We start from the raw sequence: 22,518 nt of genomic DNA on the forward strand, positions 1-22,518 counted from the left end.
GTAAGCCCCCATTCTCTTATCGAATTTCTTTAATTCTAGCAGCTTTACCAGATAATCCACGTAAGTAATGTAATTTAGCTCTACGTACTTTACCAACCTTAGCTACTTCGATATGATCGATGATTGGAGAGTTTACTGGGAATACTCTTTCAACACCTACACCGTAAGAAATCTTTCTAACAGTGAAAGTTTCACCAATACCATGACCCTTTTTAGCAATACAAACACCTTCGAACATCTGAAGACGAGTCTTATTACCTTCCTGGATCTTTACGAATACTTTTAAAGTGTCACCAGCTTTGAACTGAGGTACATCAGTCTTGATCTGGCTCTTAGTAATTTCATTTACTAACTGCATGTTCATGATAACATTTCCTCCTACACAAATTTAGTCTTGGAAGCTCATTCGTATATATAACCAGCGGAACTTCTGTGTCTTACGACTTGCCTATTATAGCACCGTCTTTTTTATAAATCAATTACTTTTTTAATTCTTTTAGAATTTCTAATTCTTCTTCTGTAAATGGGCGCTTTTCTAATAAATCAGGACGTTTAATCATAGTTTTACGTAATGATTCCTTTAAACGCCATTTACGAATATTTTCATGATGACCACTTAAGAGGACATCAGGAACCTTGCTGCCTTCATATTCATAAGGTCTTGTATACTGTGGATATTCTAATAATCCATTAGAGAACGAATCATCTTCATGACTTGCCTGAGTAATCACTCCATGAAGTAAACGAATCACACTATCCATGACTACCATCGCGCCAAGTTCTCCACCTGTGAGTACATAATCACCAATAGAAAGTTCTACATCTACATAATCACGAATACGTTCATCAAAGCCTTCATAATGACCACAGATAATAACAATATGCTTCTGCTTCAAAGCCAATTCTTCCGCATAAGCCTGATGATGAGTCATACCCTGAGGACTCATTAAAATAACAAGTGAATCCTTTGTGACTACTGTCTTTAAACAATCTAATAATGGCTTACACATAAGTACCATACCCTGTCCGCCACCATAAGGTGTATCATCCACACTCTTATGACGATCTGTCGCAAATTCTCTAAAATTATGAATAGTCACTTCTACATGACCACTATCGATAGCTCTTTTAATAATAGATGTTGTCAAGAATCCTTCAAACATCTCTGGAAATAATGAAAGAACATCAATCTTCATCTAAGAAGCCTCCAATCAATGAGACATCAATACGCTTATGTTCAATATCCTTATTCTTTACAAAAGCATCAATATAAGGAATCATTACCTGTTTACCATTCACATCAACACCAATAATAGCCTGTGCCCCCTGATATACATCAGTGACCTTACCAATATAAGTGCCATTATTATAGACTTCACAATCTACAATATCAGAAATATAATGCATGCCTTCAGGTAATAAAGAAGTATCTTTAGGGGCATAACAAATACATCCCTTATACTTTTCTACTTCATTAATATCTGTAAATCCTTTAAAGGCAATCATATCAAAACCTTTATGGATATAGTGCTTACTGATTTCAAAATCAAGATATTCTCTTGGCGTCTTCACAAGAATATGGCTGCCAGGGGCAAAGCGCTGTTCTCCAAAATCAGTTGAAGAAGCAATCTTTAAATCACCCTTGATTCCAAATGTATTAATGATTTTACCAATTTCTACAAGCTCCATTTGTACCTCCAAAAAAAAGGAAGTGTACACTTCCTTTATTCCTCACCATATGATTCAAATTTGATATCTAATCTCTTATGCATACCACGTGTACTTACAGACATAAGCTGTCTGATAGAATTAGCCATAACACCTTTTCTACCAATTAATTTAGAAATATCATCATGTGATGCATAAACATATAGAACAATCGCATTATCATCTAATGAAGGCATTTCTCTAACCTCTAACTTATCACGATCATTGACAAGTTCAAGACAGATGTCCTGTAATGCCTTAACGTAATCCATAATTATTTAGCCTTCTTAGATTCAGCAAATTCTTTGATTACGCCTTCTTTAGAAAGGATGTTCTTAACTGTGTCAGAAGGCTGAGCACCGTTACCTAACCACTTTAAGATTTCTTCTTTCTTTAAAGAAACCTTAGCTGGGTTCTGTCTTGGATCATAAGTTCCTAACTGTTCAATGAAACGACCATCTCTTGGCATTCTTGAATCAGCTGCAACAATTCTATAAAATGGTGACTTCTTAGCACCCATTCTCTTTAATCTTAATTTAACTGCCATTGTATTTTCCTCCGATTAATTTAATTTGCTTACTTATAATACCATATTCAAATTAGGTGTCAAGTATTTTTACTTGACACTTTTGTTTTTTTTGAAAGGTTTTTTTTGAAAGTCATGATGACTTTAAAGAGATCACCATCTATTTCTATATCAAATGTACCACCCTGAGCAACAACAAAGCTTTTCGCAATGGCAAGCCCTAGACCACTGCCTGTTTCATGGCGGGATTTATCTCCACGTACAAAACGTTCCTGGATTTCTTCGCTAGAGAAGTTCATTTCTACTTCACTCATATTCTTGAATATGACTGAAACATAGTCCTCTTCCTCATGAATATCAATATAAGCACGACTATGTGGCATGGCATACTTTCCAATATTAGTTAATAGGTTTTCAAAGACACGGTATGTCTTATCCCCATCTAAGTGTACAACGACATCTTCGACATTCTTAATGACCTGGATATCTTTAGATTCTAAGACTTCAATACATTCAGCTAAGGATTGATCAACTAATGCTTGTAATCTTAAATCAATAGGATGAAGATCAATATTACCGCTTGTTGCTTTAGAAACATCAAAGAGATCCTGGATAAGATTAGAGAGTCTATTTGTATATTTTTCTAACTGGTTTAAATATTCAGTTCTTGTTGCTTCATCAGCTTGTGTATTCTTAAGTAAAATAACATAGTTCTTAATACATGTAAGAGGCGTTTTTAAATCATGTGAGACATTAGTAATAAGTTCTGTCTTCATATTCTGTGATTTTGTTTCTTCCTTCACAGCTGCTTCAAAACCAGTTTTCAGGTTATTTAAGCGATCACGCATAATGTTGAAAATACCTAGATCATCTTCTATTTCTGTATCAAAATGACCATGAGAAAGCTGTTCTGTAAAGTTAAGCATATTTTTATAATCATTCTTTACCTTCATTGTCTGCTTTCTTATATATAAGAAAGAGATCATAACATAAACAATCGCAAAGATTGTCTTACTTGGTGAGAGGACATACAAAATAATAACGAGCAACGCATTACAGATAGTAAATTTCAAGATATCCTGATTGATATTATCCTTCAAATCAAATTCAGTCACTTTATTACCTAGTTCCTTTGTTTTTGCATAAAGTGCATAAGTACATGTATTATTCTTAAAATAGTTCATTCCATTCATAAACATATACTTAACAGTAAAGCATAACATTGAGAACAAGAAATAGAAAATGACCATACAGAAGAAATAGAGACCATAACTGATAGATGTAGCATAAGCTATATTATGTCTTGCAAGGGCACCTTGAAGTTCTCCCATCATCACAAGAGCACCTGTTACTCCTGATGCCCCCATAAAAATAAAACTAGTTAATCCAATAATGATAATAACAGTTAATAGCTTCCATTGTTTAATTGTGCGATATGGATTAATAACTTCTTCTACTTCTAATGAATTCATTAAAATATATATAAAGATAACTAAACCCAGAAGAAGAGCAACTCCTGAAAGGACTGCAATATCATATTCATCCACAAAATTACGTTCAATATATGTCATAGGCGATTCATACATTGTACAATAATAAGTCATTTCTATATCTTTAGGTAAATTAATACTTACCTGATTTAAATCTACATACGTATTATATACTTTAAGTAAAGATCTTTTTCCATCTTTTCCTTCTTCGAGCTTATATCCTGCATCAAGGTTACTAATAATATCACTTTCATCAAAAAGAGCTACAGTATCCGTGTAAAAATATTTCGAACGCGCACTAGATTTAAAAAATTCTTCATAGGCGACAGGATAATAAGATTTCTGATTCTTATAATACTGTCTTGTCTTTTCATTATATGCTTCATAGTGAAATCCATCATCATCCTGTTCCATATCTAAAACAGTTTTGAATATTTCATTCATCGTCGCAGTAGCTGCTTCTTGTGATTTTTCATCTAGCCCATTAAAATTTAAAGGCTTATAATCAGGATCTGTTTTTGATTCAACTGCCATTGTAAGAAACTGCAGCATATATTCATTTGTATTGTCTGCGACTCTTTTCTTATAACCATCCTGCTGTTTGACTGTGATATAAATCATACAGCTCGGACAAGCCAATAATAAGACAATTAAACCAATAATAAATATACGTCTTTTCTTCATTCTCATCACTCCATCTTTTCTATTTTATAACCGACACCCCAGACAGCCTTTAAGTATTCAGGGTGTTTAGGATTGGCTTCAATCTTTTCTCTGAGTCTTCTTACATGAACCATGATTGTTTCTGTATTAATGGCTGTTTCTTCCCAGATAGATTCATAGATTTCTTCTGCAGAATACACCTTACCAGGATAACTCATTAATAGTTCTAATATCTGGAATTCTTTCTTAGTGAGTCTAACAGAACGTCCATTCACAAAGACTTCTTTAGTCTCCTGGTCTAATACTAAGCCTCCTACAATAAGTTGATTGTTTGGCTTTTGTATATTTCCCTTTAAATTTAAGATCTGTTCATAGCGTCTTAAATTAGAATTAACCCTTGCAATGAGTTCCATAGGTTCAAAAGGTTTAGTGATATAATCATCTGCCCCTAGATTAAGTCCTGTAATCTTATCAATATCTTCTGTCTTAGCCGTTAAGAAGATCACAGGGATATCTGATACTTCACGAAGCTTCATTGTCATAGTGAGTCCATCCATAACAGGCATCATAATATCTACAATAGCTAAATGAATATCGTTATGTTTAAGGGCTTCAAGCCCTTCTTTTCCATTCTCCGCTTCAATGACTTCATAATTCTGGCTCTTTAAAAAGATCTTAACTGTTTCTCTAATACCTAACTCGTCTTCTACAAGTAATAGTGTATGTTTCATTAACTTAACTCCCCTTCTTCATAATCAGCGCGTCAATGTACTTAAATAAGCGATAATGCTGATCATAATAACAGGAAATAATAATGTGAACATAAATGTTTCAAACATATGTATCCCTCCTTCGCTTATAAGTATAGTGACTAAAAATAAAAAGATTCGTGATGAAATTCTTAAATAATTCTAAAGAAAAAACCTCCGAGGAGGTTTTATTTCTTCTTTTTCTTATGTCTTGTCTTTTTACGATAAGGATTGAACTGCTGCTGATTCTTCATTGGTCTTTGTGTTGGCATACCAGTTGTAGGATCAATGTTGCCTAGCTGCTTCATGACCTTACGTGACTGTTCAAACTGTTTTAATAGCTTATTAACTTCAGTCACAGGTTGACCACAACCCTTTGCAATTCTTTCTTTACGTGATGAATTAATCATATCAGGATTTGCACGTTCCGCTTTAGTCATAGAATAAATGATTGATTCAGTCATCTTCATTTTAGCAGCGGCATCATCATCATTTAAATTAGGAATCTTAGGCATTCCTGGAATCATCTTCAATAAACCAGATAAAGGTCCCATCTTCTGAAGTTTCTTCATCTGATCAAGCATATCATCTAATCCAAAAGTACCAGCCTTCATCTTATTGAAAGCTTTCATACTTTCTTTTTCATCATAGACATCCTGTACCTTTTCTACAAGAGAAACAACATCCCCCATACCAAGGATACGATCTGCCATACGGTCAGGATAGAAATAATCGATTTCGTCTAATTTTTCACCTGTACCGATATATTTAATAGGGACGTGAGTGACATGTCTAATAGAGAGGGCACCCCCACCACGCGCGTCACCATCTAACTTAGTTAAAACGGCACCAGTGATTCCTAGTCTTTCATTGAATGTTGAAGCAACATTCACGATTTCCTGACCAGCTAATGAGTCAACAACTAAAAGGATTTCATCAGGATGGGCAATTTCTTTAACGTTTGCAAGCTCCTGCATCAACTTTTCATCAATCTGTAAACGACCAGCGGTATCGATGATTACTACATCGTTGTGATCATCACGCGCTTTAGCTAAAGCTTCAGTTACGATTGTTTCTACCGGTGTATCAGTGCCTTTAGAGAATACTGGAATATTAAGCTGTGCACCTAATGTCTTTAACTGATCAATGGCAGCAGGACGATAAATATCGCCAGCAACCAATAAAGGTTTCTTGCCTTGTTTTTCAGTGATTAATTTAGCAATCTTACCAGCCGTTGTAGTTTTACCTGAACCCTGTAAACCAACCATCATGATGATTGTAGGATCTTTAGAGTAGTCTACAGTCACCATTTCTGTACCAAGTAATGATACTAATTCATCATGAACAATCTTAACAAGAACCTGTCCTGGTTTTAATGAACCAATAACGTTCTGACCGATTGCTTTTTCTTTTGTATTTGCAATAAACTCTTTAACTACCTGGTAGTTAACATCGGCTTCAAGTAAAGCCAAACGGATTTCACGAAGCATCTCCTCCATGTTTGATTCAGTAAGAGTCGCTTGTCCTGTTACCTTTTTTAATGTCTCTTGGAGTCTATCTGATAAAGATTCAAAAGCCATAATTACCTCCCTAGATATTCTTCAGCATTTCAAGATATTCATCAATATCTTCATGCTTCTTATTCTTTTCTTCTTCAATCTTATTAATTAAATTAAGTCTCTTGCGATGATTTTCAAGAATATGTAATTTAGATTCATACTTCTCTAAACTCATCACAGAACGCTTAATATTATCAAAAACAGCATTCTTAGAGACTCCTAAGTCTTCGGCTATTTCTGATAGAGACAGATCTTCCTCATAGTAAAGAGTTAGATACTGCTTCTGTTTATCTGTCAACAATTCTCTATAACAATCCATCAAGAGGATGACTTGTTCTTTCTTTTTTAATTCTTCATCCATCATCTTACTCCATTAGATCATTACATAAACCATAAATATACTGTTCAAGATCAAATTCCTGTAAATCATCAATCTTTTCACCTAAACCAATAAATTTAACAGGGATATTGAGCATATCCTTAATTGAAAGAATAATACCACCCTTGGCAGTACCATCCATCTTAGTAAGGACAATACCAGTAATATCTGTAATCTTAGAGAATTCGACAGCCTGTGAAATACCATTCTGACCTGTTGTTGCATCTACAACAAGTAATGTTTCCTGAGGTCCTTCTGGCACAACTCTCTTGATGATACGATTCATCTTTTCAAGTTCCTTCATTAAGTTTACTTTATTCTGTAAACGTCCTGCTGTATCACAGATAAGTACATCATAACCGCCTTCTTTTGCCTGTTCAAGCGCATCAAATATTACTGAAGAAGGATCTCCCCCTTCTTTACCCTTGACACAAGGAATATTTAAACGATTTGCCCATTCAGCAAGCTGTTCAATGGCACCAGCTCTAAATGTATCACCGGCAGCCACCATAACCTTCTTGCCTTCTTCATGCATGATCTTATTGGCAAGCTTCGCAATAGTAGTTGTTTTACCTGCTCCATTGACACCAACCATCAAGATAACTGTTAAATCATTTTCTGCATAGTTGATCTTAGTTGTCATATATGAATCATTGGCATAGATGACAAACATCTTATCAACGATAATATCATTAATCGCATGAGGATCCTTGATATTTTCAAGACGTACTTCCTTCTTGATTTCATCCACAATCTTCATAACCATGTTGACACCAACATCACTCATGATCAGGATATTTTCTAACTCATCAAAATATTCATCGTTGATTTCACGATATCTTGCGGCTAACGCATTAATTTTAGATGAGAAAGAAGCAGATGATTTATCAAGACCAGCAACATACTTCTCATTCTGCTTTGTAGATTTTCCTACAAATGTTTCTTTAATCTTTTGAAAAAATCCCATAATGCATCCTCCTAACTGCTTGCATATTCAGTCGCATCCTTAAGCTTAACACTGACAAGCTTAGTGACACCTTTTTCCTGCATTGTAGCCCCATATAATAGGTCACATTCAGCCATAGTTCCTTCACGATGTGTAACAACAATAAATTGTGTCTCATCTGAGAAACTACGTAAATACTTCGCAAAACGCTCTACATTCGCAATATCAAGTGCGGCTTCTACTTCATCGAGAATACATAAAGGAGATGGCTTCACACTAATCATCGCAAATAAGCAGCTTAATGCGATTAATGCGTTTTCTCCTCCTGAGAAAGAATGCAGTTTTGCAGCCTTTCCAGGTGGCTGTGCTTCAATATCAATACCTGTTTCTAGAATGTTATCTGGATCAGTATATTTAAGTGAAGCATGTCCTCCGCCAAATAAATAACGGAATACATCGTTGAATGCCTTATTAATGGCTTCAAATGAAGTGCTGAACTTCTCAACCATAATAGCATCCATATCCTTAATAGCTTTTAATAAGCTATCCTGTGCTTCTAATAATTGTGAACGCTGCGTACTTAATGTCTCATAACGTGTACTTACATCATTGTATTGTTCAATAGATTCCACATTGACATGACCAAGAGAAGCAATACGTTGTCTTAAGTCACGTACCTTATCCTTTGCCTTATCTATATCAATGGACATATCGGCTTTTTCCTGCGCATGTTCAAATGTCATAGCATAAGCATCATTAAGTCTTAATAAGTAGTTCTGAATCTCTGTTTCTAAACGACTCTTAGCAACCTTCTTATCTGTACTCTGGCTTTCTACATCCTTTAAAGCAGCACGGTGTTCACGTAAACGACGAGACACTTCTTCATTTTCATTCACATAACCCATACGGATTGTACGTTTTGCCTGAATTGTTTCTTTTAATTCATCACGACGTCTCTTCGCATCATTCAAACGATCAAGTAATTCATTGTTTTGAGTCCCCTTGATCACTTCATCAAGTTCTACACTCTGATGTGTGAGGTTTTCATAATCAGCCTTAGCTACTTCATACTCACTCTTCTTGTTTGTGACAACAAGTTCAAGTTTTGCGAGAGACATCTGTTTCTGCATATAAAGCTGTCCGATTTCTCTTCCCTCATTTTCTAATGTATGCAGATCAGACTTCATCTTGTTGAGGTCTTTTTCCTGCTGATCTAATGTATGAGACACACGTTCTAATTCTCTTTTAGACATCATTGCGTTGTTTGTATGCTTAGATGCCCCACCTGTTAAGGAACCACCGACATTGATGATATCTCCTTCAAGGGTAACGACACGATAACGATGATAAATAGATTTTGCGATTTCTGTCGCATGATCTAGATGATCCGCTACAATTGTATTACCTAGCTGGTTTAATACAACATCACTGATAGACTTATCATAAGTCACAAAATCACTCATCACACCAAGATATCCTAAAGACTGTTCAGCAAGCATTTTTGCTTCTTCTCTTAATAATCTTGGTTTCATTGTATCAATAGGTAGGAATGTCGCACGTCCTGCCTTATTCTTTCTCAAGAAATAAATAGCTTCTTTTGCCTGATTATTTGTACGAGTAACAATGAACTGTATCGCACCACCAAGGGCAGTCGCAAGTGCTGTTTCATAGGTCTCTTCTGTTTCAATCAGATCTCCTAGTGCACCACAGATACCAGATAAAGAATTCTTTGCACCTAAAATAGTACGCACACCATAGCTATAGCCGCTCTTATTTTCAATAATATCAGTTAATCTTGTCTTTTCAGTTCGAGAATTATGAATTTCAATATTCTTCTTTTCAATTAACGAGCGAAGATTAGACTGCTGCTTCTTATTTAAGGAATCTTTTTGAGAAAGGTCATTCTTTTCCTTTTTAACATCATTATAACGCTTCACTCTATCGTTATATTCAATGATAGCGTCTTGAAGTATAGATTTCATACTTGCTTTCTTTGCTTCTATATCTTCCTGGCTTGTTGTTTCTAATATATGCTTACGATTGGCATCAATTTCTACCTTCTGTGTTTCAAGGCTGCTTACTTCATTCATCGCCTCTAATAGCTTTTCCTGAAGTTCATTGACTTCCTGATCGAGTGCATACATCTTCTTTTCAAGTTCTTCACTCTGTTTTTCATCAAGAATAACAGCACCATCATTGGTAATACGTTCATTTTCTAGGTCTTCTAACTCTTTATTTAAAGTCTTTAATTCTTCAGAAAGAGTACTGATTTCCTTAACAAGTACTGAAACTTCTACTTCCTGAAGTTCTTCTTTGAACTCTAAATAAGTTTCAGCCTTTTCTTTTTGTCTTTTCAATGGTCCTATCTGTCGTTCTAATTCACTACAGATATCCTGAACACGGTCTAAATTGTCTGTGGTACGTTCAAGTTTTCTGACTGTTTCAATCTTACGTTTCTTATATTTCGCAACACCTGCCGCTTCTTCAAACATCGCACGTCGATCTTCAGGTTTGCTTTTTACAAACTCATTGATATTATTCTGAGAAATAATAGATAAAGAATCTCTTCCTAGACCCGTATCCATAATTAAATCAGTAATATCCTTTAAACGGCACTGTTCTCTATTTAATAAGAACTCAGAATCACCTGTACGATAAAGACGACGTGTAATTTCCACTTCAGTAGAATCAAAATCAAGGAAATGATCTTCATTATTAAAGACAAGTGTCACTTCTGCTTCACCCTGTGCTTTACGATCTTCACTTCCTGAGAAAATGACATCGGTCATTGTTTCTCCACGCATCGCCTTGGCAGACTTTTCTCCTAATACCCAGCGGATGGCATCAGTAATATTTGATTTACCGCATCCATTAGGCCCTACTATTCCAGTAATACCCGGCATGAATTCAACTACACTTTTATCCGCAAAGGATTTAAAACCATGAAGTTCAATTCGTTTTAAATACATGTTATTCCTCTCTAATCTAAAATAACTTTGCCGTTTTCAAAGCCCTTGACGATTGCAAGAGACTGTACTTCATATCCAGCTTCTTCAATTCTATGTCTTCCCTGCTGGAAGCCTTTTTCAACGACAATACCAATACCTTCTACTGTTGCACCTGCCTGATGGCATAAATCAATCATACCCATAACAGCTTCACCATTAGCTAAGAAATCATCTATAATTAACACATGATCTTCTGGACTTAAATATTTCTTAGAAATCTGTCCAATATAATCCTTATTCTTAGTATAAGAATGAATTTCTGTTGTATAGAAATCATTGTCAGTAATTGAAGAAGAACCCTTCTTTGTAAATACTACATGACAATTATTGAATTTCTGTGCAACGACAACAGCTAAACCAATACCACTTGCTTCGATAGTGACAATCTTGTTGATTGGTTTATTTTTATATCTTTCATAGAATTCATCTGCAATCTTATTAAATAACTCTACATCAATCTGATGATTTAAAAAGCTATCTACTCTTAATACATTTTCATTAATAACATATCCGTCTTCTAAAATCTTCTTCTTTAATTCTTCCATCTTCACTAATCCTTTTTCTTTTTTGTGAGTCCTGTAAACATCTCATATGGGATATAAACAGTAAATACAGAACCAACATCTTCTTGTGATTCTACATCTATTTTATAGTGATGTAAATCAATAATCCTTTTTACTATTGATAAACCAAGTCCATTTCCTTCAATTGTACGTGATTTATCCTGTCTATAGAATCTTTCAAAGATATGAGAAATGGCATCCTGACTCATTCCCACACCCGTATCTTCAAATCTTACCTGTAGTTCAGTTGGTGTTCTTCTCACTTCCACTGTTACTACACCATGCTCATTTGTATACTTGATTGCATTACTTAATAAATTGATCCATACCTGTTCCATACGGCTTTCATCCGCTTCAATGATGAATTCCTTTTTAGGATGAATGAATTCTATTTCAATATCCTTACTCAATGCCGCATTATCTTCCATCTCAATAACACGATTGAGCTGTTCAATAAGTGGAAACTCTGTCTTATCCAGTGCTGTATCTTCTCCATCTAATAAAGTAAGCTGCAGCATATTCTTAGATAAATGAGATAAACGATTTGAATTGAACAATATAATATCTGCATATTTTTTTCTTTGTTCATCTGTCAGATTCTCATTCTTTAATATTGTCGCAAATCCACTAATAGCCGTTAAAGGCGTCTGGAACTCATGAGATACATCCGATATAAATTGTTGTCGGATTGTTTCCTGCTTAGCGAGTCTGACTGCCATTTGATTGAAGGAAGCATACAATGAGGATATTTCATCCTTTCCTTCATAATTGACACGCACCTTATAATTCCCTTTCGCAAGCTCATCAGTGACCCTTGTGAGACGTGAGATTGGTTTCACAATAATATCTGCAACAATCAGGAAGACAATACTTCCTGTCATCATAAAGATGATAGCTGCACTCGTATAAGACTTCATAAAGATATCTTTTGTAGCAGAAAAATCCTTCTGAACTGTAATCACATATGTTTGATTATCAATCTTAAATGCTTTTGCATATTGCGAAATAATTCCTTCACTACGTAATGACTTATCTTTTGAAGTCGCAAGTGTCTTTAATTCATCATCTTTAAGTATAAGTTTCTTATTAACATGTCCATAGCTTTTTGTCTGTCCTTCACATGTGACAGTAAAAGACATTTCTGATGTTTCTGAATAATCCGCTAAAATCTTATCCTGATCCTTGTCATTAATTAACTTGATCAAATCTGCAATATGATTGGAAGAGTGTTCTAATTCTTCTAAAGCCAATTGATCAGAATCACGGTTATATGATTTTATTGTAAAAAAGCAACAGATAGAAAAACTTAATAAAGACGTTAATAAAAAGCCAATTACAAGTTTACTATAAATAGACTTCATTACTCAACCTCTATTTTATAACCTAAACCACGTACTGTCACAACTTTGAATCCTGGAAGATGACCAAGATTCTCACGAATACGCTTAATGTGAACATCTACTGTACGATCAAAACCGTCATAATCCATCCCCCAGATTTTTTCAATAAGCTGTTCTCTTGTAAAAATCTGATTAGGATTCTTAGCGAGTTCAAATGCCAATTCAAACTGTTTTAAAGGAAGATGAATGACCTGCTCTTGATAACGTACTTCATATTTATCACCATCAAAGATCACATCACCAATCTTCACCACATTTGAAGAATTAATACTATAACGTTTTAAGATTGTTTTAACACGCGCCATTAATTCATCAGGGTCAAAAGGCTTAGTGACATAGTCATCAATACCTAAAGAGAATCCTCTTAGTTTATCCTTTGATTGAGATTTAGCTGTCAACATAATGACTGGAAATTCACGATACTGTCTCATCTGTTCGACAAGTTCAAAGCCATCCATTCCTGGCATCATAATATCTACAACAGCCAAATCAATATATTGGTTTTCTACTATATCCAATGCTTCTTCAGCATTCGCCGCTTCAATTGTATCAAAACCTGCTTTATCGAGATAGAAACGCACTAATTCTCTAATATGCATTTCATCATCTACAACCATGATTTTAGATTTCATCTTATTTCACCTCATTTATTCTCATTATATCATACTTATTGCATCATGAAGAGATGAAAGTAAGTCCTCAAGCTGATCTAGACTCGAAAGTGTTGCACCTGAGGCAAGGGCATGTCCTCCCCCGCCAAACTTAGCAGCCACTTCATTAATAATCGCATTTTTAGAGCGAATAGAGACACGATAAACATTATCCTTAGTGTTTTCTGTAATAGCACACCAGACTTCAAATTCCTTGACATTTGCAAGTGTATTGACGTAGCTAGAACCTTCTTCACGACTAATACCTAATTCTTTAAGGTCTTCATCCTTCAATATATAGTAAGCCACTTTATCATTGACTTGATAATTGTTCAAGATAAACTGTGTGACTTTTAAATCTTTTTCTTCTCTTAAATACATTGTTTGATAGATTTCTTCAATATTAATACCTGATTCCAATAAATAAGATGCTGCCTTGAATGTACGCGCATCTGTGGAACGATACATGAAACGATTTGTATCACCAATAATACCCATATATAAAGCACGTGCACCTTGTTTATTTAAAGAATAACTGTCCTTCACTTCTTCTAATAATAGAGAAACAATCTGAGAGGCACTTGATGCAGTAGCATCTTCAATATTGATATCTCCATAAGAATCAACAACGATATGATGATCAATCTTAATGATTTTATCACATACAGAAATATCACCATCAATACGTTCACGATTGGCTGTATCAATCACAATACCTAGAATAGGAAGTTCTTTTTCCTCATCTATAGTAGCATTGAACTTTTCCCATAAAACATTTTCAAAGTTTCCTTTTAACACAACATTGATTTCTGGAAAGTTTTCTTTTAAGAAATAATACATACCTACAGTAGAACCAAAAGCGTCATAATCAGGATTAATATGACGATATAAGAATACTTGTTTATATTGCTTTAATAAATTGATTATTTTATCCATAATTTAACCCACCTTTTCACCCATTTTAACATATTTTTATACAAATAAAAAAGACAGAAATCAATATATGACTTCTGTCTGTCATTTTATCCTAAATGTAATAGTTTCATAGTATCTCTAGCGATTTCTACTTCTTCGTTTGTAGGGATTACAAAGACATCAACCTTAGAGAACTGATGAGAGATTAGTCTATTTTCGTCTGAACGAATCGCATTTGATTCTTCATTGAGGAATACTCCTAAAGCACGAGAACAATCATCGATAATCAAACGTCTTAAATAAGCAGCGTTTTCACCTACACCCGCAGTGAAGGCAATCGCATCTAAGCCACCTAATTCAACGAAATATTGGCCAATATATTTAGAAACAATACGTGAATATAATAAACCAGTTAATAATGCACGTTCATCACCTTCATTGAATAAGGCATTTTCAATATCACGTGAATCTGATGAAATACCTGAAATACCAAGCATTCCTGATTTCTTATTATAGATGTCTAATACTTCATCAGGTGTTTTATTTAATTTCTTACATAAGTAAGGCATGATAGATGGATCGATTGTACCACATCTAGAACCCATCATTACACCTGCTAGTGGTGTGAATCCCATTGATGTATCAATACACTTACCATCTAATACCGCAGAAAGTGATGCGCCGTTACCTAAATGACATACGATAATACGTGAATGTTTAGGGTTACCTAATTCTTTAATAACCTGTTCAGAAACATATTTATGACTTGTACCATGTGCGCCATATTTTCTAATCTTATAGTCTGTGTAATATTCTAATGGTAATGGATATAAATATCTTTCTCTATCCAATGTCTGATGGAAAGCTGTATCAAATACGAATACATGTCCTACTCCTGGAAGAGCTTCTTTGAATGCACGATATCCTACTAAGTGTGCAGGGTTATGTAGTGGTGCTAATTCACATAACTCTTCTACCTTACTTACTACGTCTTCATTTACAACAGCACTAGAATCAAAGTATTCACCACCATGTACAATACGATGTCCTACCCCTTCAATTTCTTCTAGCTTTTCAACAATTTTTTCCTTCACTAATGCGTCTAACAATAAAGAAACAGCGACCTTATGATCCGGAATAGGTAATTTTTCTGTTTTCTTCTGTCCATTATGTTTAATAGTAAAAATTCCTTCTTCTAGTCCAATTCTTTCCACAATACCTGAGCAGATTACTAGTTCTGAAGGCATTTCTAATAACTGGAATTTTAATGATGAACTACCAGCGTTTACCGCCATGATTTTAGCCATATTATAACCTCCTTAAAATCATATAATTTAATTTTACTAAAATAAGATATAAAACACAACAAAAATATTGTAAGCGTTGACATTTATTTTAGGGTTTATTTTAGGATTTATTTCAGGACTTATTTCGGTTCTATCTATGGAGGAAATTAATCGTACTCCTGCAATACTTTTAACTAGAACTATAGACAAAGACCACTGCATCAGATTCCAGAGTAAATACTATTTTCCAGTAACTGAAAACGGTGACAGAAGATACTTTGCAAGAAAGACTGACTGCATGGTCATTGAGTCATTTGATCGACAGTTTCTGGCAAATATCGCTGATAAGCTTTATCTAATGGAAGAAGTACCCAAACATGAACTAGTATCAAAGGAATTTGATGCTCCTAAGGAAGCACCTAAGAAAGAAAAGAAAAAGTATACTCCTCCAATGAATCATCCATGGAGAAAAGACAGCATTGCGAATTATGCTGCAAAACAAAAGCACCATTGTGGTGCTCATGTTTGATTATCATTAAAATTTAGGAAACACCTAATTATTTTAAATTACCTTTATTTATTGCTCGTTACAGTCCCCCTTTTTCATTGTTTCCTCCATTTCCCCGCGCCTTCGTTGCGCGGACACAAATATATAATCAAACTCAAATCCACCAAAACTCTAGTGTGCATCTCGATATAATAGTATAATCAAAGAGAGGTGGTATACTACAGAGCACGTGAGGCAGAGTAGGCAATTCTACTCAAATAGAATATCCTGAATTGTTATAAGTAGCCGCTATCTTTTCAAGCACAAATAAGTTGGACTTAGAGCCAGGACACTTATGATTGTACAATCAACTGAGTGATTAGCTTAGATAGCAGTCAATGCCACTTCTCTTCTTTCAATGAAAGGAGAGATTTTTTTATGAAGATTGTTAGACCAATCTGCTGTGGCATGGATGTTCACAAGAATATCATTGTGGCTACAATCGGTATTACTAATAAGAAAACTCGTATTACCGAATACATCCAAGAAACGTTTTCAACTTTAAACCCTGATTTACTGAATCTTAAACAGTGGCTCATTAATCACAAATGCTTTGATGCATGCATGGAATCTACTGGCAAATATTGGATTCCAGTTTTCAACATCTTAGAAGATGAAATCAATATTTACTTAACTCATCCAAAATATGTCAAAGCAATTAAAGGAAAGAAAACTGACAAGAAAGATTCAAAATGGATCTGTGATTTATTTAAACATGATCTAATCAAATTTTCTTTCATACCGCCCAAAGAAATAAGAGCTTTACGAGAAATATCTCGCTATCGCTATAAATTAGTTGGAATGCGTTCCTCTGAACGTAATCGATATCAAAACTGTATGACAGTTTCCAATATCGGTATTAGTTCTGTATTTTCAGATCCATTTGGAAAGTCTGCACAAGCAATCATGAAAGAAGTACTTGAGTCAGATATCATTGAAGATGAAAAAATTTTGAAATGTATCCATGGATCGTGTAAAAATAAAGATAAGATTCTAGATTCCATTAAACACTGCAATATCGAAACTGATCAAAGGTTTAAAATGAATGAATCAATGACTCATATGGAAGAATTACAAGTCCATATTGATAACTGTGAAATCGAAATGATGAAACGTGCAGCACCAATGTTCGATCAATTCATGCACATCACCCAACTACCAGGTATCAGCACTTTATCTGCAATCCTTATTATTTCAGAAATCGGAGTAGATATGAAACAATTCGAATCAGATAAACAGCTAACCTGTTGGGCTGGATTAGCACCTGCAAACAACGAAAGTGCTAACAAGAAAAAATCAGTTCGTATTTCTAAAGCAGGTCAATATTTAAAACCTTTATTAGTTCAGTGTGCTCTTGGAGCAATCAAAGATAAGGAGGCTATTTTGGAATTAAGTATTCTCGTATCAAAAAGAGACGAGGCCACAAGAAAGCCATTATCGCAATTGCAAGAATGATGCTTGTCAGTATATACCATATGATTCTTACTGGAGAGACATTTAATCCTTCAGATTATGAATCATTTAAAAATCCTAAGCCACCTATAAAGCAACAAGTTTTAACAGAAGAATCAGCAATTGAGTTTCTTAAGAAATCAGGTTTTGACGTTTCTAAATTAACTAAACCATAATATTCGATTATTCTATTTTTTCTAAATTATTCAAACTTGTTTTTAAGTTCGTCTTTTTTTATACGTTTTGATTGATTTTTGTTTCACACTTTTCTGCATAAGTTCTTTCTATTATAACTATTTCATTTCAAAAAGTATTATCAGCAATATTGTTAAACCAATATGTAATCCAAACCAACCAAACCAAGCTATTCCAAATGTACTAGATAACCACACACAAACAAAATATCCTATAACAGCGACTACAGGTGTATATTTCCATTCTTTATATACAAGATAACTTAAAAACAAATAAAATAATGTAATAAAAATATTTGCATAATCATCATCAATATTGCTTAGTAACACTGAAAAATTAATAATATTAAATATTAAAAGTACAAAAGATAATAATAATCGTCTGATTTTCAACATATAAGTTTACTCCCTTTACCAAAATAATTGCGGATATATTGCTCTGCTTTGTGTGTCATCTATAATTTCAATTGCTTTTATATCTGAAAATGTATTTTTTATCTGTATTAAATTCTCATAAGTGTTTTTCTTATCAGTTTCCACAAAGTAAATTGATAAAATTCCATTTTTAAAATAATATTCATAATTTAAGCATATATCAGTATTATTAATATATTCAATTTCAATTACGTCAGTGATTTCTACACTCTTAATATCTATTTTGTTTATATTCACTTTATCTTGAGAGCATCCTGTACATAGCAAACAGATTAAGATTATTAATATTATTTTTAATTTAATAATGTGATACTGATGATGATGAGCAAGATGTAAAATCTGCATCGTTTACTCCTATATGATATGTACATTTACTTTTAATTTGATTAGATAATTTTGAAGGTGTATTAGCATTTGAATTAATGGTTAGTTTTATGTTACTCACAGAGTTCCATGTTTTTGTAGCAAAATGCGTACAATTATCTGCAGGTGCCCAAGTTTTTCCGTACGAATTTATTACAGAATTCAACCTAGAATAAGCAATAGGACTAAAAGTTTGTTTTGCATAGGTGACTTGTGAAGAATTATTTGCATAACCAGATCGTTTGTTTCTTTCATAATTTTCTCCATTTCCCCGCGCCTTCGTTGCGCGGACACAAATATATAACCAAACTCAAATCCACCAAAACTCTAGTGTGCATCTCGATATAATAGTATAATCAAAGAGAGGTGGTATACTACAGAGCACGTGATGGTGAGTAGGTAATTCTACTCAAATAGAATATCCTGAATTATTATAAGTCGCCGCTATCTTTTCAAGCACAAATAAGTTGGACTTAGAGCCAGGACACTTATGATTGTACAATCAACTGAGTGATTAGCTTAGATAGCAGTCAATGCCACTTCTCTTCTTTCAATGAAAGGAGAGATTTTTTTATGAAGATTGTTAGACCAATCTGCTGTGGCATGGATGTTCACAAGAATATCATTGTGGCTACAATCGGTATTACTAATAAGAAAACTCGTATTACCGAATACATCCAAGAAACGTTTTCAACTTTAAACCCTGATTTACTGAATCTTAAACAGTGGCTCATTAATCACAAATGCTTTGATGCATGCATGGAATCTACTGGTAAATATTGGATTCCAATTTTCAACATCTTAGAAGATGAAATCAATATTTACTTAACTCATCCAAAATATGTCAAAGCAATTAAAGGAAAGAAAACTGACAAGAAAGATTCAAAATGGATCTGTGATTTATTTAAACATGATCTAATCAAATTTTCTTTTATACCACCCAAAGAAATAAGAGCTTTACGAGAAATATCTCGCTATCGCTATAAATTGGTTGGAATGCGTTCCTCTGAACGTAATCGATATCAAAACTGTATGACAGTTTCCAATATCGGTATTGGTTCTGTATTTTCAGATCCGTTCGGAAAGTCTGCACAAGCAATCATGAAAGAAGTACTTGAATCAGATATCATTGAAGATGAGAAAATTTTGAAATGTATCCATGGATCGTGTAAAAATAAAGATAAGATTCTAGATTCCATTAAGCACTGCAATATCGAAACTGATCAAAGGTTTAAAATGAATGAGTCAATGACTCATATGGAAGAATTACAAGTCCATATTAATAACTGTGAAATCGAAATGATAAAACGTGCAGCACCAATGTTCGATCAATTCATGCACATCACCCAACTACCAGGTATCAGCACTTTATCTGCAATCCTTATTATTTCAGAAATCGGAGTAGATATGAAACAATTCGAATCATATAAACAACTAACCTGTTGGGCTGGATTAGCACCTGCAAACAACGAAAGTGCTAATAAGAAAAAATCAGTTCGTATTTCTAAAGCAGGTCAATATTTAAAACCTTTATTAGTTCAGTGTGCTCTTGGAGCAATCAAAGATAAGGAGGGCTATTTTGGAATTAAGTATTCTCGCATCAAAAAGAGACGAGGCCACAAGAAAGCCATTATCGCAATTGCAAGAATGATGCTTGTCAGTATATACCATATGATTCTTACTGGAGAGACATTTAATCCTTCAGATTATGAATCATTTAGAAATCCTAATCCACCTATAAAGCAACAAGTTTTAACAGAAGAATCAGCAATTGAGTTTCTTAAGAAATCAGGTTTTGACGTTTCCAAATTAACTAAACCATAATATTCAATTATTCTATTTTTTCTAAATTATTCAAACTTGTTTTTAAGTTTGTCTTTTTTTATACGTTTTGATTGATTTTTGTTTCACACTTATACCATACTCCATTATATCCAGTTATAAAAGAAGGCCATGTTCCTATTGAACAAAATTGATTTGAAGATAAAGATTTTGTTCCATATGATCTTGTCTTCTGATAGTTTCTTACTGTGATCCATGCATGTCCTTGTAATCCTAGCGAGGTTAGAGAACTATTTCCTGATGTCGAAGAATAAATAGTTAATACTCCGGCTACTTGGTCATCTAATCCATATGGCTCAGCATAACTCATTTCAGATAAATCTATCATGTCATTTTCTATTAACTCACGCAAAGTTGGATATTTAGGTTCTAACGCTTCAATATGATTAGGAAAAACCATAGCAAATGTGATAGCAATACAAATAAATGATAATTTGAATACCCACAAACCACAGGTTAGTGAAAATTAAATTTCATAAGCACCGATTAAACGGCGTTCATGAAGCTGAACCGGACACACGAAATTTCCATCTGTTCTATAATTAGATTAGAAATCAGATGGAGGTATAATCATATGTCAAACAAAGTATTAAAGCCTAAGAAAGCTTCTCTTTATCAGTTCACTCAGAAATATTCCAACAATATTGATAACTGCATTGAATTCTTCAAATCCATGAAATGGCCTGAAGGCTTTTCGTGTGACCGTTGTGGCTGTCATAAGTATTACCTAGTCAAGCGTGTAGGAAAGACCAAGACTTCATATGTTCTTGAATGCAGCTCATGCCATAAGCAGCATTCACTGCTTTCAGGCACTATTTTTCAGAGTTGCAAGCTTGATCTATACAAGCTTCTGTTAGGTATCTTCCTTTTCTTCAATAAAAATAAAGGAATCAGTGCAGTAGATTTATGTTCAATACTAGACGTTAACTACAAGACTGCACTTCTTCTTGAAAACAAGTGTAGAATTCTTATGTCACTAAGCAATTCAGACAAGCTGCTCAACAGCCTTTTCTATGAAGCAGATGTCTTTAATATTGGCGCAAAATCCAAGAATAAAGCGGGTCGTGCAAGTGAACAGCAACCTGTTTTGGGCATTCTATCTACAGATAAAGAGAATAACTATCCCCGGTTTATTAAGTTAAGACTCATCAATGATTATACTGGTTTGTCACTTAAGAAAAACATAGAACAGTGCTGTGTATTATCACATGCTGCATTGCTTAATACTGATGGCGAGAAAGGCTTTAATACATTAGGCACAGAAATACAGGTAAAGAACGAGAAAATCAGCTATGAAGAAAAGAATCATAGACTACTCTGGTTAAATATAATAATCGGTAATATTAAAAATAATATTACTGGGATATATCATGGAATAACTAAAAGAGAGATGCCTTTATTCCTGAATGAACAGGAGTATAGATTTAACCATAGAAATATGGGAAAGACTGTTATGGATAAAATCAAGAAGTACCTGCAGAAATCATTTCCTATCAGTCATAGACTGATAGTATATATCCTGAATATTTCTGCTCCACACTTCTCTTAAATCGTCACCTGTAGATTATGGGTATTCAAAAATGATAACAATTTAATTTTTCTATTCATTTAAAATCCTCCCTTTTTAAAATTATTCGCTAAGTTCAAGAAAAATGTTGCTACTAGATCATCAAATTTAGCTTAACATCAGATTTTCTACTTCATATGAAACTGGAAAAGTAAACATTGAAGAAAAATGGCATCTGTGATTCTTAGAATGATTGTGGACACAGAAATCTTCAGTATCAAAATGATAAGAGCTATACCTATGCCCACTTCAATTAAGGAAGCATATTACAAGTATT

At 34.0% G+C, this 22,518-nt stretch carries 24 protein-coding genes; 5 read left to right on the plus strand and 19 right to left on the minus strand.

Annotated elements, in window-relative coordinates; translation table 11 throughout:
• Positions 1-16 precede the first annotated feature (16 nt).
• From rplS to NQ499_RS08945, 16 genes are all read right to left on the minus strand, one after another.
• On the minus strand, positions 17-364 hold the full coding sequence (rplS, locus tag NQ499_RS08870) for a 50S ribosomal protein L19 (RefSeq protein WP_006504716.1): 348 nt from the start codon (positions 362-364) through the stop codon (positions 17-19).
• Positions 365-479: 115 nt separating this feature from the next.
• The gene (gene trmD / locus NQ499_RS08875) at positions 480-1,196 is read right to left on the minus strand and encodes a tRNA (guanosine(37)-N1)-methyltransferase TrmD (protein WP_006504717.1); all 717 of its coding nucleotides are present in this window, start codon (positions 1,194-1,196) and stop codon (positions 480-482) included.
• Positions 1,186-1,689, minus strand: a complete 504-nt coding sequence (rimM, locus tag NQ499_RS08880; RefSeq protein WP_006504718.1) for a ribosome maturation factor RimM — start codon at positions 1,687-1,689, stop codon at positions 1,186-1,188. Before rimM ends, trmD begins: the two co-directional genes overlap by 11 nt.
• Positions 1,690-1,724: 35 nt before the next feature.
• Positions 1,725-1,979: a KH domain-containing protein gene (locus NQ499_RS08885; protein ID WP_006504719.1), complete on the minus strand. Its 255-nt coding sequence runs from the start codon at positions 1,977-1,979 to the stop codon at positions 1,725-1,727.
• 2 nt (positions 1,980-1,981) lie between these two features.
• Positions 1,982-2,254 (minus strand): 30S ribosomal protein S16, encoded by a 273-nt coding sequence (rpsP, locus tag NQ499_RS08890; RefSeq protein WP_006504720.1) that lies wholly within the window; start codon positions 2,252-2,254, stop codon positions 1,982-1,984.
• 59 nt (positions 2,255-2,313) lie between these two features.
• Complete coding sequence (locus NQ499_RS08895; RefSeq protein WP_162013146.1) at positions 2,314-4,407, minus strand: sensor histidine kinase; 2,094 nt, start codon at positions 4,405-4,407, stop codon at positions 2,314-2,316.
• Between the two features lie 5 nt (positions 4,408-4,412).
• Positions 4,413-5,117 carry a response regulator transcription factor gene (locus tag NQ499_RS08900; RefSeq protein ID WP_006504722.1) on the minus strand — a complete coding sequence of 235 codons (705 nt, stop codon included), beginning with the start codon at positions 5,115-5,117 and terminating at the stop codon, positions 4,413-4,415.
• Positions 5,118-5,323: 206 nt separating this feature from the next.
• Positions 5,324-6,715, minus strand: coding sequence for a signal recognition particle protein (gene ffh / locus NQ499_RS08905; protein ID WP_006504723.1), 1,392 nt, complete (start codon positions 6,713-6,715; stop codon positions 5,324-5,326).
• 10 nt (positions 6,716-6,725) lie between these two features.
• A complete protein-coding gene (gene ylxM, locus NQ499_RS08910; RefSeq protein ID WP_040389621.1) occupies positions 6,726-7,055 on the minus strand; it encodes a YlxM family DNA-binding protein in 330 nt (109 codons plus the stop codon).
• A gap of 4 nt (positions 7,056-7,059) precedes the next feature.
• A complete protein-coding gene (gene ftsY / locus NQ499_RS08915; RefSeq protein WP_006504725.1) occupies positions 7,060-8,040 on the minus strand; it encodes a signal recognition particle-docking protein FtsY in 981 nt (326 codons plus the stop codon).
• Between the two features lie 11 nt (positions 8,041-8,051).
• Positions 8,052-10,988 (minus strand): chromosome segregation protein SMC, encoded by a 2,937-nt coding sequence (locus tag NQ499_RS08920; RefSeq protein ID WP_006504726.1) that lies wholly within the window; start codon positions 10,986-10,988, stop codon positions 8,052-8,054.
• Between the two features lie 11 nt (positions 10,989-10,999).
• The gene (locus NQ499_RS08925; protein ID WP_040389622.1) at positions 11,000-11,572 is read right to left on the minus strand and encodes a xanthine phosphoribosyltransferase; all 573 of its coding nucleotides are present in this window, start codon (positions 11,570-11,572) and stop codon (positions 11,000-11,002) included.
• A 5-nt stretch (positions 11,573-11,577) separates the two neighbouring features.
• Positions 11,578-12,951, minus strand: coding sequence for a sensor histidine kinase (locus NQ499_RS08930; protein ID WP_006504728.1), 1,374 nt, complete (start codon positions 12,949-12,951; stop codon positions 11,578-11,580).
• Complete coding sequence (locus NQ499_RS08935; RefSeq protein WP_006504729.1) at positions 12,951-13,622, minus strand: response regulator transcription factor; 672 nt, start codon at positions 13,620-13,622, stop codon at positions 12,951-12,953. Before NQ499_RS08935 ends, NQ499_RS08930 begins: the two co-directional genes overlap by 1 nt.
• 24 nt (positions 13,623-13,646) lie before the next feature.
• Positions 13,647-14,576 carry a DHH family phosphoesterase gene (locus NQ499_RS08940; RefSeq protein ID WP_006504730.1) on the minus strand — a complete coding sequence of 310 codons (930 nt, stop codon included), beginning with the start codon at positions 14,574-14,576 and terminating at the stop codon, positions 13,647-13,649.
• An 86-nt stretch (positions 14,577-14,662) separates the two neighbouring features.
• Positions 14,663-15,862 (minus strand): acetate/propionate family kinase, encoded by a 1,200-nt coding sequence (locus NQ499_RS08945; protein WP_006504731.1) that lies wholly within the window; start codon positions 15,860-15,862, stop codon positions 14,663-14,665.
• 136 nt (positions 15,863-15,998) lie between these two features.
• On the opposite strand from NQ499_RS08945, the gene NQ499_RS08950 reads away from it, so the two are divergent.
• From NQ499_RS08950 to NQ499_RS08960, 3 genes are all read left to right on the plus strand, one after another.
• Complete coding sequence (locus NQ499_RS08950; protein WP_006504732.1) at positions 15,999-16,370, plus strand: hypothetical protein; 372 nt, start codon at positions 15,999-16,001, stop codon at positions 16,368-16,370.
• Positions 16,371-16,766: 396 nt separating this feature from the next.
• The gene (locus tag NQ499_RS08955; RefSeq protein ID WP_259848484.1) at positions 16,767-17,843 is read left to right on the plus strand and encodes an IS110 family RNA-guided transposase; all 1,077 of its coding nucleotides are present in this window, start codon (positions 16,767-16,769) and stop codon (positions 17,841-17,843) included.
• Positions 17,844-17,863: 20 nt separating this feature from the next.
• Complete coding sequence (locus NQ499_RS08960; protein ID WP_161220274.1) at positions 17,864-18,016, plus strand: hypothetical protein; 153 nt, start codon at positions 17,864-17,866, stop codon at positions 18,014-18,016.
• Positions 18,017-18,133: 117 nt separating this feature from the next.
• On the opposite strand, the gene NQ499_RS08965 is transcribed toward NQ499_RS08960, so the two are convergent.
• Both NQ499_RS08965 and NQ499_RS08970 read right to left on the minus strand, forming a co-directional pair.
• Complete coding sequence (locus NQ499_RS08965; RefSeq protein ID WP_006504502.1) at positions 18,134-18,430, minus strand: hypothetical protein; 297 nt, start codon at positions 18,428-18,430, stop codon at positions 18,134-18,136.
• A gap of 15 nt (positions 18,431-18,445) precedes the next feature.
• Positions 18,446-18,814 carry a hypothetical protein gene (locus tag NQ499_RS08970; protein ID WP_006504503.1) on the minus strand — a complete coding sequence of 123 codons (369 nt, stop codon included), beginning with the start codon at positions 18,812-18,814 and terminating at the stop codon, positions 18,446-18,448.
• A 591-nt stretch (positions 18,815-19,405) separates the two neighbouring features.
• Here NQ499_RS08970 and NQ499_RS08975 point away from each other — a divergent pair.
• A complete protein-coding gene (locus NQ499_RS08975) occupies positions 19,406-20,656 on the plus strand; it encodes an IS110 family RNA-guided transposase (RefSeq protein ID WP_259848485.1) in 1,251 nt (416 codons plus the stop codon).
• 58 nt (positions 20,657-20,714) lie between these two features.
• Here NQ499_RS08975 and NQ499_RS08980 read toward each other — a convergent pair whose 3' ends face one another.
• A complete protein-coding gene (locus NQ499_RS08980) occupies positions 20,715-21,002 on the minus strand; it encodes a hypothetical protein (protein WP_259848486.1) in 288 nt (95 codons plus the stop codon).
• Between the two features lie 246 nt (positions 21,003-21,248).
• On the opposite strand from NQ499_RS08980, the gene NQ499_RS08985 reads away from it, so the two are divergent.
• Positions 21,249-22,223 carry an IS1595 family transposase gene (locus NQ499_RS08985; RefSeq protein WP_259848487.1) on the plus strand — a complete coding sequence of 325 codons (975 nt, stop codon included), beginning with the start codon at positions 21,249-21,251 and terminating at the stop codon, positions 22,221-22,223.
• Positions 22,224-22,518: the final 295 nt, after the last annotated feature.

Source organism: Catenibacterium mitsuokai, from assembly GCF_025148785.1.
Classification (GTDB): Bacteria; Bacillota_I; Bacilli_A; order Erysipelotrichales; family Coprobacillaceae; genus Catenibacterium; species Catenibacterium mitsuoka.